At 36.1% G+C, this 13,639-nt stretch carries 8 protein-coding genes; 4 read left to right on the top strand and 4 right to left on the bottom strand.

Annotated features, from left to right (window positions below):
* Positions 1-3: 3 nt before the first annotated feature.
* The 3 genes from N7931_RS14525 (at position 4) to N7931_RS14515 (ending at position 5,339) form a co-directional block, all read left to right on the top strand.
* Positions 4-2,418, top strand: a complete 2,415-nt coding sequence (locus N7931_RS14525; RefSeq protein ID WP_262795065.1) for an efflux RND transporter permease subunit — start codon at positions 4-6, stop codon at positions 2,416-2,418.
* Between the two features lie 278 nt (positions 2,419-2,696).
* Positions 2,697-3,380: a transglutaminase-like cysteine peptidase gene (locus N7931_RS14520; RefSeq protein ID WP_262795063.1), complete on the top strand. Its 684-nt coding sequence runs from the start codon at positions 2,697-2,699 to the stop codon at positions 3,378-3,380.
* An 18-nt stretch (positions 3,381-3,398) separates the two neighbouring features.
* Positions 3,399-5,339 carry a LapD/MoxY N-terminal periplasmic domain-containing protein gene (locus N7931_RS14515; protein WP_262795061.1) on the top strand — a complete coding sequence of 647 codons (1,941 nt, stop codon included), beginning with the start codon at positions 3,399-3,401 and terminating at the stop codon, positions 5,337-5,339.
* Between the two features lie 29 nt (positions 5,340-5,368).
* On the opposite strand, the gene N7931_RS14510 is transcribed toward N7931_RS14515, so the two are convergent.
* From N7931_RS14510 to N7931_RS14495, 4 genes are all read right to left on the bottom strand, one after another.
* Positions 5,369-5,968 carry a helix-turn-helix transcriptional regulator gene (locus tag N7931_RS14510; protein ID WP_262795059.1) on the bottom strand — a complete coding sequence of 200 codons (600 nt, stop codon included), beginning with the start codon at positions 5,966-5,968 and terminating at the stop codon, positions 5,369-5,371.
* Entirely contained in the window at positions 5,965-7,407 is a 1,443-nt protein-coding gene (locus N7931_RS14505) for an HlyD family type I secretion periplasmic adaptor subunit (RefSeq protein ID WP_262795057.1), read from the bottom strand. Before N7931_RS14505 ends, N7931_RS14510 begins: the two co-directional genes overlap by 4 nt.
* Positions 7,404-9,542, bottom strand: coding sequence for a type I secretion system permease/ATPase (locus tag N7931_RS14500; protein ID WP_262795055.1), 2,139 nt, complete (start codon positions 9,540-9,542; stop codon positions 7,404-7,406). The genes N7931_RS14505 and N7931_RS14500 overlap by 4 nt, the downstream gene beginning before the upstream one ends.
* A 72-nt stretch (positions 9,543-9,614) precedes the next feature.
* The gene (locus N7931_RS14495) at positions 9,615-11,534 is read right to left on the bottom strand and encodes a TolC family outer membrane protein (protein WP_262795053.1); all 1,920 of its coding nucleotides are present in this window, start codon (positions 11,532-11,534) and stop codon (positions 9,615-9,617) included.
* A gap of 195 nt (positions 11,535-11,729) precedes the next feature.
* On the opposite strand from N7931_RS14495, the gene N7931_RS14490 reads away from it, so the two are divergent.
* Positions 11,730-13,639: retention module-containing protein (locus N7931_RS14490; RefSeq protein WP_262795051.1), on the top strand; the 1,910-nt coding region annotated here is incomplete at its 3' end.

Here is a 13,639-nt window from a genome sequence, read left to right as displayed (position 1 = left end):
TAAATGGAGACGATATCAAACTGGTTAACCCGTTCGGCTAAAATTGTTATTGCGCTGTTTATTGTCATTGCTGCTGTTTTGGCGTGGTTTGCGCAAAATTTTAAAATTGATGCATCGGCTGAAACTTTATTATTAAAAAATAATAAGTTGTATATTCAAACTCAGTTGATGAATAAAAGATTTTCACCGCAGGAATTTATTCTGGTGGCTTATCAGGTAAAAGACGGACAAGCGTTATTTTCTGATAAAACATTTAATGATTTAAGCCAAATGATGGCAGAGTTTAAAAAACTTGAGCGAGTTGAAGGTGTTACCTCTATTTTAAATGTGCCGCTGCTATCATTGATGCCGGAGCTAAGTCCAAATTTAAACCCGGATGATCTAACTTGGCAAACTCAACAATACCCAGCAGATAAAATGAAGGCGGTATTTAGCGATCACCCGTTATATACCGATTTATTAGTTAATAAAAAACAAACCGCGACCGCGATTCAGGTTGTCTTTAAAGATAATCCTGAATTAAGCAAAATTCAGGATCAGATAACGGATTTAAAAAAGAAAGTATTAACTGATGAATTTAGCGAAGCCGATCAACAAACCGTAGATGAACTGACCAAACAAGCCGAACCTTTAATTGCTCAATTAGATAAGCAGCGCCAACAAGAAATTGATCAGATTTACCAAATTATTGAACCCTATAAACAAAATGCCAATTTATATTTAGGTGGCGCGCATGTTTTGGGCTACCAACTTATTCAGATAATTCAAAGCGATTTAGTTTTATTTGGCAGTGCGATATTTTTAGTTATCTGCTTATTATTACTTATTTTATTCCGCCAGTGGCAATGGGTATTTATTCCTATTTTTTGCTGTGCGGTAAGTGTAATCATGACCGTAGGTTTATTTGGCATGTTGGATATGAAAACCACGGTGATTTCTTCCAACTTTATTGCGCTGCAACTTATTTTAACACTCGCCATTGTGATCCATTTAATGGTTGAATATCGCCAGATTGCACAAAAAAATAAATCGCTATCACATACCGAGCTTGCCCAAAAAACCTTTTTAGCTAAATTTAAGCCATGTTTTTATGCCGGTTTAACTACTTCGGTTGGTTTTGCCTCTTTAATTTTTAGTGGGATTCAGCCCGTAGTCGCTTTTGGCTGGATGATGATAGTCGCTATGTTGGTTTCTATTTCGGTGAGTTTATTACTGTTTCCGGCTTGGCTGGTGGTATTAAGCCCCAAACAAAAAGATATACAAAACAAATGGTCACAAAAAGTGGTTAGTGGTTTTGCAGCAATTTGTGAAAAACAAAAAGCGCTTATTTTTATCTGCTCAATCGCCATTGTTAGCGCTGGGGTTTTAGGGTGTTTAAAACTGGATGTAGAAAACAGCTTTATTAATTATTTTAAATCAACTACCAAAACACATCAGGAACTTAAATTTATTGATCAGGAATTTGGTGGTTCAACCCCGTTTGATCTGGTTTACCGTTTACCTCAATCACAGCAGCAAAATGATTTAGCGATTACCGCGCAGGGCTTGCAGTCATTACAAATTATTCAGCATATTTTGACTCAGCATCAGGCAATGGGAAATACCACCTCAATTGTTAATTTTGCAGCGCTAGCCAAACAAATTAATCAAGGCAAACCACTCACTGAATATGAATTGAGTGTGATTTATAACTTACTGGATAAATCGCTACGTGACGAGTTGTTAGGTGCTTATTTTGACCCACAAACACAGGAACTACGTATTAGTAGCCGTGTGCAAGATACAACCGAAGGCTTAGACCGAGCCGAGCTTTTAAGCGATATTAAACAAGGCTTAGCTGATAATGGAATTAAAGAAGACAGCTACACGTTAACCAACTTATTTGTGCTGTATCAGGATATTTTACAGCGCTTATTTAAATCGCAAATTTTAACTTTAGGCATAGTTTATATAGCGTTATTTGTAGTTTTATTACTGATTTTTAGATCATTTAAAGTAGCATTAATTGCGTTAATCCCAAATGTGATTTCAACTGTGGCTGTATTAGGTGTAATGGGCTGGTTAAACATACCGCTGGATTTAATGACCATTACTATTTCAGCTATCGCAATGGGGATTGCAGTTGACGATACCATTCATTTCACCCATAGGTATCTGGATGAAATTAAACAAAATGATCCACAACAAGCCATGCAAAAAGCGTTTAACAGTGTGGGGTTTGCATTGTTATTTACGACAACCATTATTACCTTAGGTTTTTCATTATTAAGTTTTTCAGATTTTGTCCCCAGTATATTATTTGGGTTATTAACCGGCTTAGCTATGTTGTTGGCACTGGTCACTGATTTAACTTTATTACCTGCGTTATTATCAAAATTTGTGAAAGCGAAACAGGTAAATAAACCAGAGGTTACATAGTTAAATGTGAAATGTTTATTCTCTACCATTGACGTTCTATAGCCTGTTTTACACAGCATTTTTTATGATTTGAATTTAAGGTTATATAGCAAGTTTGAACTTAACTGCTATGCTTTTAATTGGGTTTAGATATGAGATAACTCAAATAGTTTGACTGTTACCTTTAAACCTGAACTGAGTCATTCAGTAATTTGGATGTGTACTTAAATCGATTCAAATTACTGGTTATATCCAAGGTTCATTGAGTATTTTAGATGTATGTACCCAAAGTCAATTATTTGAATTCGTATTTAAAACTAAATAAAAAGTCGTTTATCCCTTGGCTCTATATATGGTTAGCACTTACTTGTTTTGTTGCGAATAATATTGAACTTAAATTTAATCAATTTTTTGAAATCATAAATAAAGAATACGGTGGGGATAGGCTAGTTGTTGCCGAAAAATGGCAAAAAATGATTGTGGATTCGGTAGGTCTAACTGAGCAGGAGAAAGTAACTCTAGTAAATCGTTTTTTTAATACACAATTATTTTATCAAACAGATATTCAACTTTGGCAGCAAAACGACTATTGGGCAACACCATTAGAAACACTGGGAAAAGGTATGGGTGATTGTGAAGATTATGCTATCGCTAAATATGTTAGTTTGCGAGCAATGGGGATTAGTGAAGATAAACTTAGGTTAGTTTATGTTAAAGCTAAGCTACCTAATCAACCTAAGCCATTGGCTCATATGGTTTTAGGATATTATGAAAAACCGAATGCGATGCCACTTATTTTAGATAGTTTAATAAATCAAGTTTTACCTGCAAATAAAAGAACTGACTTAAAACCTGTTTTTAGTTTTAATAGCGAAGGACTTTGGTCTAAAAATAGCCAATCAAGTGTTGCTAGTCCTACCGCAAGGTTATCTCATTGGCGAGATGTAATAGAAAGATCGAGTAAACAGGGAATCAAATGGTAAGGCCTAAAGGAGATTATTATGTCTTTAATTAAGCAGCTATGGCTTGCGGTTATTTTGATCGTGTTTGTTTGTTTTTTAGGAAGCACTCTAATTAGTATAAAATCGGCGAAAGAATATTTTGAGCAACAGTTGTATGTTAAAAATGTTGATAATGCTAATGCTTTAGCGATGACATTATCGCAGTTGGATAAAGACCTTATTACTATTGAGTTACTCATTACTGCAACTTTTGATACTGGGCATTATGCCCGAATTGAGTTAGTTTCTGCTGAAGATAACACCAGTTTAATAACACTAAATCACGAAGGTGAGATTAAAAAGCAACCTCCAGATTGGTTTTTAAATTTAGTCCAGTTCAATATTAAGCCTGGTGTAGCCCAAGTGAGTGATGGGTGGGGACAATACGGTACACTTTATGTTGAAAGTCATAGTCAGTATGCCATGTTCGCTTTATGGGAAACTTGCATTAAGCTATTTTTTCAATTTTTTGCTGTTGCAATCATTGCGGGATTTTTAGGCTCAAGCTTATTAAAAATAATTCTTAAACCACTTAAAAATGTCGTTAAGCATGCAGTTGCTCTGGGTAATAAGCAATTTATTAAGTCTCCTGTACCAAGAACACCTGAGTTTGCAGTGGTTGTTGAAGCAATAAATACTCTTTCTGTTCGGTTTAAAAAAACCATTATGGATGGAAATAAAAGGCTCGAAAAAATGCGTTTTCAAACTCAGCACGATCAATTAACTGGGTTAGCAAACCGAGATTATTTTATGGGCGCATTAAGTTCTGCTGTGAGTCTAGCTGGTCAGGAAGTACCTGGTGCCATATTTTTATTTAAAATTGCTAATCTGACAGAACTTAGCTCTAAAATGGATAAATCAGAGCTAGACGATATTATTTGTGAAATATCAGAATCTTTAATTATCTGGTTGGAAGAAGTGGAAGAAAGATATAAAGATAGTCATGTCGCTCGTTTAAGTGGTTCCGAGTTTGCAGTCTTGTTTTCGGAAACGGTTGATATCGATTTAATTAGCCAAACTATTTTAAAAAAGCATAACCAAATTGCCCAAGAGTACCAAGATGAATTTAATTTAAGTTTAAATCATGTGGGTTGCTATATTGAAGAGCACCACTCTATTTCTACATTATTAAAACCACTTGAAAGTATATTGGCGATAGCCGAGCAAAAAAATACAGTTTATGGAGAAACAATTAAACCGGCAAAACCTGTATTAATTGGTGAAGCTGATATTTGGAAAATGAATATATTAAACGCGATTCGAGATGATAGCATTAAACTATCCTTTCACTCCGTATTGACTAAATCTGGAATGTTATCCCATAAACAAGTTATGGCAGGCATAGGTATACAAGAGCATACTTATTTTGGTGGTGCGTTTAGTCAGTGGACTAATGAACTTGGTTTGTATCCTGAGTTCGATTTAGCGGCCCTGCAGCTTATTATTAGGTATTTAGATAATCATAAGCTAGATGCGGTATCTTTTTTAGTACATGAGTCCAGTCTGGTTGAGCCTGAAACAAGGCAAAAAATGGTTAATTTATTATCTGAAAATAAAGAACTGATCAAACGTTTATATATTGAGGTGAGGGAAAGTGTCGCAATAAGTCACCGGGCAGAGTTTATTTCATTCTGCAAAGAAATCAAAAATACCGGAGCCAAGTTTGGTCTTAGACAAGTTGGAGCTAAGTTTTCAAAAGTGCCAAAAATTCATGAGTTAGGTTTTGATACGATTAAAGTTGATTGTGCTTATGTTCATAACATAGCAAATAATCAATCTAATCAATTTTATATTAGAGGCCTATGTGTTCTTGCTCATTCTATTGGTATTGAGGTCGTCGCTGATGGAATTTCTTCTCCTTTAGATGCGGAGCTGATTTTTGAGATGGGGTGTGATGCTATGATTCCTTCCTTCCAAGATAAATCAAAAGAAGAGTTTTAATATGACTTATTGGTGGGGCTGCATTATTTTTATTGCTGCTTAATGAGTAGCATTAAATGCATTCTATCTTTAACATTTAACTTATAGAAAATTGAACTAAGATGCTCTTTTACCGTTCGTTCGGTTATATTGAGAGTTTGAGCTACCTGTTTATTACTTTTTCCTGTAACTACTTGATTGGCAACTTCGCTTTCACGCTTAGTCAGTTTCTCCGAAATTAAATTATTTTTATGGGTCGATGCTGGTGTATTTTTGGCAAGGCGGCCAACTAAATTAGCCAGTAAACCACTCGGGATCCAAAGTGCACCAGATAAAATTGTAATGCTGGCCTGTTCTATAATATGGCGACTCGAAAGAGCCTCTAAATAACCTCTAGCGCCTGCTTCTAATGCTTGACATAATTCTTCAACAGATAACATTTTAGTCATAACAATGACAGGAGTACCTTGTTCGGAATACTCTTGGATAATGTTTAGCCATTGAGGTATCCCTGCCAGTATCCAACATATTTCCGTATCCTGAAAGTTAGGTACAAATTTAGATTGTGCGATTATTTGGGTGACAGGGCAGGCCTGCTCCCAGCGGGGAGATACTAAATCTTTTTCAGTAATAAATATATGTCGTTTCATCTTTCAGTCATCGCTTGAGAAGTGGCGCGTAAAATAGGTTTAAGTAAATACTCTAAAATAGTTTTTTTTCCTGTAATAATATCAACTTGAGTTGTCATACCGGGGATAATCGAAAACTGCTCAGCAAGTTTACCAGCTTGAGTTTTTAGCCTTACGAGATAGAAAGTATTATCCTTATCGTCAGTGATTGTATCTGGGCTAATGTGTATTAACTCTGCCGTTAAACCGCCGTATATGGTAAAATCATAAGCGGTAAACTTTACCATTGCAGTTTGTCCGGCTCTTAAAAAAGCAATATCTTTTGGTGATATCTTAGCTTCAACAATCAATTGGTCATCTAAAGGTATAATTTCTACCAAATTGCTCCCAGGTTGAACAACCCCCCCAACCGTATTCACCATCAGGCGTTGAATGGTCCCTCTTACAGGGGAGCGAATAGCTGTTTGAGCTACTTTATCAGCTAACCCTGATTCACTTTCTCTTAAAGAATCTAATCTTATTAATGTTTCAGATAACTGATTATTCCAACGATTAATGGCACTTAGTTCGGTTTCTCGAATTTTATTTTTTGCTTCTTCAACTGCTGAGCGACTTTTACTAATTAATGCTTGTGACTTTTTTATTCCTCCTTCTAGTTCTATGATTTGTCGCTCTAACCGGATAATATCCATATCAGAAACGGCGCCTGACTTTAAGAGTGGTTTAGTGACTGACAATTCTTTTTGAACAAGTTTTAATGCACTTGTGTATTGCTCTTTTGCGGCGAGCGCTTCATTTAAATCTTGTTGCTTTTGTTCTAGTTGTTGAGCTGAAATTTCAATTTGTTGCTTTAATTCTTCAAGGTTCGATTGATAAATTAGCTTTTCATGTTTGACTGATTGAGGTGATTTTTTTAGTAAATCTTCAGGGAAAATAGGCTCTGTATGACTGGTTAAAGCTTTTAAGCGAATAACTTCAGCACTGAGAGAGTAGTATTGAGTTTGGTTTTCGCGTAAGTTTGCCATAAAGCGAGTTGGATCTATCTCAAGTAAAAGATCTCCAGCTTCGACAACCTGCCCCTCAGTCACTAAAATGTTTTCAATCATGCCTCCGTCATAAGATTGAACAACTTGTAGTTGTTGAGAAGGGATAATTTTTCCTTCACCTCTTGTTACTTCATCCAGTTTAGCAAATCCAGCCCAAACGATTAAAAGCAATATACTTAATACTATCGTATATAATAGTTTTCTGGCTTGAGCTGGTTCTTGTTGTATTTGCTCCCATTTAGCGTCAATCACCCAGTCCTTATGATTAGATGGTTTAATCAGTTTATCTAACCACCTACCAAAAAAAGTATTATCAGCAGCTTTATAGCGAGTAATTTTGGCTATTTTTTCAAAGCTTTTTTGCTCAATACCGGAGGGATTATTTTGAGCTTTTTTTGAGTCACTTTGTTTCATGATGCTTTGCTAACCTCTCCTGTCTTTAAAGACAAAATAACTTTATCTTTAGCGCCATCAGCGACTATTTTGCCACTATCTAAAACAATGATTCGGTCTACTAATGTTAATAAAGATGATTTATGAGTGATTAGAATCAGTGTTTTTTTAATGCTGAGGTTGGTTAAAGAATTGATTATTTTATTTTCACTTTGCAGATCTAAGGCTCCGGTTGGCTCATCTAATAAATAAAAATTAGGGTCATTAATCATTGCTCTTGCAATTGCTACAGCCTGACGTTGTCCCCCTGATAGGTTTTTTCCTTGTTCACCAACGGCTAAGTTAATACCATCAGGATGATTTTGAATAAGTTGATCTAAATGACTCAGTTTACAGGCAGCATGTAGCAACTCATCATTAGTATGCCACGTAGACAAATTGATATTATCTTTGAGCGTGCCATAAAATAAGTGAATATCTTGAGGGACATAACCAATATTATGGCGTAATTCTGCAGGATCCAATTGAGAAATTTCTACACCATCAATAAAAATTTGGCCTGATTCAACCTGATATAAACCCATAATCAATTTTTCTATCGTTGATTTTCCCGAACCATTTTTTCCAAGAATAGCAATGTGCTCACCTGCTTTAATCTTAAAGCTAACATTATTTAATGCGTATTTGTCCTGATTTGGATATTTAAAGCAGACATTAATAAACTCAATATCACCATAAATAATAGGGTGGCTTAAATAGTTTTTATAATGTGGTTTTTCTATTGGATTAGCCATAACCTCATCGAGTGATTGCATCGCTGTAGAAGCATTATGGTATTGGGCCATTAAAGAAGCACTTTGGCTTAGTGGACCCATTGCCCGTGATGATAATAAGTAAGCTGCAATTAAACCACCTTGGCTTAATCCGCCATCAATAACCAAATATACACCAATAACCATTATGCAAATCCCGACAGCTTGCTGTAACCAAGTTGCCAGATTAGTAATCGAAACAGACAATGCTCTGTTTTTAGCTGTAATGCTTGCTATTTCTATTGTTGTATTTTCCCAAACCTGCTGAATTTTGGATTCACTATTGAAACTTTTAACATCATCTAGATTGTGGATACTTTCAACTAATATTGCATTTCGCATCGCACTTGCTTTCATTGAAAGCTCAGATAGTTGATGCATTTTTTTCTGCGTAGATAATGCATAGGCAAAAATCAAAAGGGCACCAGCAATAATCGGAAGTATAAGTAGGGGACTAATTAAGCCGATGATTAAAATGAATAATAGAACAAAGGGAAGATCAACTAATGCTACAACAATCATTGAGCTACAAAAACTTCTAACAGATTCAAAAGCTTGAACACTCGTTGCAAAAGATCCAGCACTGGTTGGGCGATTTGCCAGGCGCATACCTAATACCTGCTCCATTATGCGCGATGATGCTTTGATATCTATTCTGCATGCTGCTATTTCTACAAAGTGATTACGAATCAGTCGAATGACAAAATCTGCTGTGAGTGCGATTAATACTCCGACTGCAAGTACCCATAACGTATCTGTTGCACTATTTGGTACTACTCGATCATAAATATTCATTACAAATAGCGGCATGGCAATAGATAAAAGGCTAACAATAAATGCAGCGATAATGACATCTCTATATAAAGGGCGGCATTCTTTCACTAAGCTCCAAAACCACGGATGATTCGATTCTGTATTGATATCATGAGCTCTTTGGTCATAATGAAACTCGGGACGTGCATAGATTAATTGTTCTGTGTAATCTAGTTTTAGCTCGGATATTGGAACCTCAGCACTTGCCTCTGATAAATCTGGGTATATAAGCAGTGCTGTTTGAGTTTCTAAATTTAGCTCTAATAAAATACAGGCTTGATTATTTTCAAGTAATAGAATAGCGGGCAATAGGTGAGGATTGACCTGCTCTAAGTTACGTTGAGCTACTTTGCTGACCAGCCCAACTCTTTTAGCTGCACGATGAAAATTAGATGGTTTTAGTTCTCCGTCTTCCAACGGTAATCCAGCCAAAATCGATTGACTAGGTTTATTTAAGTTATAATGGTGGGCGATAACAGTTAAACAGCTAAATAAAGTACCGCCATAAAATATATTGGGCTCACTACTCATTTAAAATCTCAAAAATACTGTTACGAAATAATTTAAATCAGGCAGACTAATGTACTAGTATGAGTAAAGTGGTTATTTTTTTAAAGCCTGTTTAAATTGAGTGCTAACTTGAGCTTCGATTCTACGGTTTATTGCATTAGCTCTGGATGAAATTTCAGCAATTTTAGGTGATTCTATTCCGTAACCTACCGCTCTTACTCTAGTTGGGTTGATCCCATAACGTGTTGTGAGTACTTGTGCTACTGCAAACGCTCTTTGTTCTGATAATTGTTTATTATAAATTGCATCACCATCTAATGAGCTATGCCCTTGTATTTCAACAACTGTTTCAGGGTATTTCTCCATAAAATCAGCCAGCTTTTTTATTTCAAGGTAATACTGTTGTTTAATCGTTGCTGAATTGCTGGAAAATGGAATTTTGATATCGACAGAAACGGTTTCATTTTTAAACTGTGTACAGCCTTTTGAATTCACTTGCTCATCTTTGGGGGTATTTGGGCAAAGGTCAATAGAGTCTTTTATACCATCCATATCCGAGTCTTTATCTTCTGTTATGGCTATTGCTTTAGGTTGCTGGTAATAGCTTTTTATTGTTTGATTGATATCATAAGCTGGACAAGCTGACCCGGGGTCAAATTTTATCGGAGTATTGGTTAACTGATTAACTGAGGGGAGTTCATTTTGGGTGACAGCTAAAGCCGTTAAAATTTGTCCCATTTCAGTTAATATTTTTAATTCTGAAGCTAGTTTGTCGTAGCCTGCATTTAAATAGGCTCGACTAGATTGAAAGTATTCGTTTTCCGAATCAAGCACATCAAGTAAAGTTCGTTGACCTATATCAAACTGGTCTTTATATGCCTTTTTTACTTTTTCAGAAGCATTTTTATGTTGCTCAAGAGCTGGTAATTGAGTACTAATTATGCGTATTTCATTATAAGCTATTTGAACATTTTGACGAATCTCACGGCATGCTTGGTCTCGAAGATCTTTAGCTAAATTAACTTCTTGATAAGCTTGTTTTACTGACGCTTTATCTGCACCTCCTCTAAATAAATTATAACTAAGTTCAATCGCTATTCGCCCTTCAGTTCTGTCTTCTTCAAATCCAAATTCATCTCTGTCTTCTATTCCATATCTGGCCGTTAAGTTTATTTTAGGGTGGTAACCAGATTTACTCATTTGAGCTAGAGATTCTTGTGCTTGAATATTATAAAGCGTGGCATAGAATTTAGGATTATTTAAATAGGCATTATGTAGCGCACTTTGAATCTTATTTGGGATTTTGCTACCTGAGATGGAAAATTGCTTAGGCTGATTTGGTGGAAGTTGACCAACAACTCTAATATACCTAGCAATGACATCATGTAAGTTTGACTCTTCCGTTAATATATTAGTTTGTGCAAGGGAAAGCCGTCCAGTAATTTGTTCAAGATCGGCAGCCCGTGCAATGCCTGCATCGACACCTTGTTTTATTTGATCGTATACGGCTTCATGAGTATTTAAATTTTCTTGCGCAATAGCGACTAACTGCTTGTACTTTAAGACATCTAAATATGCATTAGCAGCTTCAAATGCTGTGGTATTAGTTTGTTCGATAAGCTCAAAATAGCGGACCAGCTGAACATTTTCGAAGCGGGCAATATTGTTGCTGGTTTCAAACCCGTCATATAACATTTGCGTGAGACTAACACCTGCACTTTTAGTACTAAAGCTATCACTATTACCATAATTTTGTTTTTGATAACCCAAGCTTGCAGTTAAATCTACACTTGGTAAGAAGCCTGATTCAGCTATTTCAGTACCTTGAATCGAACTTTGGAAAGCATGCCATTTTTCTTGTACTTGAGGGTTATTATCTATCGCTATTTGGACTTGAGTTGTTAAATCATTTAGTTGTGGTTGTGCTGTTATCCCTTGTGAAGCAAAGAAAAAGGTCATCCATGAAGTAATTTTAAATAAATGATTAGTTTGATGTTTTGAAAATGAAATCATACATTTCTCCGAGTACGATACAGACTATCTCCTTGAGATATAAATCTAGGAAACGAACAAAAATTCTGCAAATAAAAAATTAATTTTTTTCTGCATACTGGACTTTAGTCCTATAGATTTCAGCTTGGCCACTTCTAGACTTAATTTTAAATACAAAAGATAAAGTTATCAGAAGACTAAGGTAAGGAGCTAATAATGAGTCAGGTTATTGCTGTTGTTTTGGATTTTGAAGGTGAGTGTTACATCAGAGCTGCCAATGGTGATTTAAAGCAAGTTCAGGTTGGTGATTCATTGGTAGAAGGCGATACGTTAATCACTTATCAGAATGCTTCTGTACAAATTAGTCTAGGAGAAGATTTAGTTACCGTTCCTGCTAATCAAATTATAGAAATTACCGCTAATTTATCCAGTGGTGCAATTATTGAGCGGCTAGACAGTCAACTTAATGAATCAAGCGTAGAAGAGACTTTTAACTGGTTAAATGAGGTCGCTCAAAGGGAGCAAAACAATATTGAAACCGAAAACTCGGAATCAAATATTAATCCAGATACCGATTTTGATGAGTTTTTAACTGCTTTATCTAGCGATGGAGATATTCTCGCTAATTTAGAAGCAACAGCTGCAGGTAATCAAGCAGCTGGAGGGGGAGGGGTTTCTTTTGTTCGTTTAGTTAGAATTGCAGGTAGTGAAGAGCCCCTTAGTTTTAGTTACAACGCAGACAGTAATGACAGTTTTTCTGCAAATGATGGCTCAGATAATACAACAACATCGCTTGTTGAGAATGATCTTGGCTTTACGATTAATCCTATCGGTGAAATAAATACTCAAACACCTATTATCAGTGGTAACTCTACAGCTCAACCTGGCTCTACTGTTGTGATTAATATAACTGATAGTAATAATCAAACTCAGACCTTAACAACTCAAGTTACAGCTGATGGAAGCTGGAGTGTCGGTGTTGAATCAGAGCTATCAGAAGGTACATTTAATGTTTCCGGCAGTATTGAGAGTAACGGTTTGAGTATTAATAGTCAGGGAAGTGATAGCGGTATTATAGATATAACTCCCCCCAATTTAAGTGTTAATGAAATAGGCGTAACAAATAACCCTACTCCAGTATTTAGTGGGACAACAGATCTTACTGCTGGAAGCATAGTAAGTATCACTCTTACTCAGGGAGAGACAGTTATTCAAACGTTATCAGCGGAAGTTGATGGTGATGGGAACTGGAGCTCAGTTCCAGATACGATTACAGATGGAACATTTGATTTTATTGTTACAGCAAGCGATACAGCAGGTAATATCAGTCAGCAAGTTGGAACAGGTGAAATTGATACTATAACACCACAGCTTTCAATTGATCCACTTGGCATAAGTGATGATGCAACACCATTAATATCTGGGCAATCAGATGTAACAGAAGGGGCTTTAATTACAATTTTAATCACAGATAATGCTAATTTCGTTCAGACTTTGACTACTACAGTGAGTGATGGGAACTGGCAAGTTGAAGTACCAATTGAGCTTGCTCAAGGTGATTATACTGTGGTTGCAAATGTGGAAGATGCTGCCGGAAATACGGCAAGTGTAACAACTGAAGGGGTTATTAATTTAAATCTACCAGAGATTATCATTAACCCTGTCCCCGTATCAAATGATACAACGCCTAGTATTTCAGGTACAACAAATGCTCCAGAAGGGACTAGCATTTCAGTTGTGATTACGGATAGTAATAATGAGTTACAGCAAATAGATACTCAGGTTAATGAAAGCGGAAACTGGCAAGTAGAAGTTAATAATGCCTTGAGTGAAGGTGAATTTGAAATTGAAGTGAGTGTGATATTTAACGGTTTAAGTAGCACAGAAACTATTATTGGTGAAATAGACATAACAGCCCCAAGTTTAACGGTAAATGAAATAGGAGAAAGCAGTAATAATCAACCGGAAATTAGTGGATTCACAGATGCTCAAGTTGGCTCAGCAGTAGAAATTGTTGTAACAGACAGTTCCGGTGTCGCACAAAATTTAACAGCTTTAGTTACAGGAGACGGTAGCTGGTCAGTTCAAATTCCTGATGCTCTCCCAGAAGGAGAGGCCGATATCTC

It is taken from the genome of Catenovulum sp. 2E275 (genome assembly GCF_025515275.1).
Taxonomy (GTDB): Bacteria; Pseudomonadota; Gammaproteobacteria; order Enterobacterales; family Alteromonadaceae; genus Catenovulum.
Note: the sequence above shows the minus strand (reverse complement) of the source record. Positions and strands in the feature narration are given on the sequence as shown.

Excerpts from the sequence above, each read along its gene's own strand:
- N7931_RS14500 (WP_262795055.1), bottom strand. The coding sequence starts at position 9,542 with ATGAGTAGTGAGCCCAATATATTTTATGGCGGTACTTTATTTAGCTGT.
- N7931_RS14510 (WP_262795059.1), bottom strand. The coding sequence starts at position 5,968 with ATGAAACGACATATATTTATTACTGAAAAAGATTTAGTATCTCCCCGC.
- N7931_RS14525 (WP_262795065.1), top strand. The coding sequence starts at position 4 with ATGGAGACGATATCAAACTGGTTAACCCGTTCGGCTAAAATTGTTATT.
- N7931_RS14495 (WP_262795053.1), bottom strand. The coding sequence starts at position 11,534 with ATGATTTCATTTTCAAAACATCAAACTAATCATTTATTTAAAATTACT.
- N7931_RS14515 (WP_262795061.1), top strand. The coding sequence starts at position 3,399 with ATGTCTTTAATTAAGCAGCTATGGCTTGCGGTTATTTTGATCGTGTTT.
- N7931_RS14505 (WP_262795057.1), bottom strand. The coding sequence starts at position 7,407 with ATGAAACAAAGTGACTCAAAAAAAGCTCAAAATAATCCCTCCGGTATT.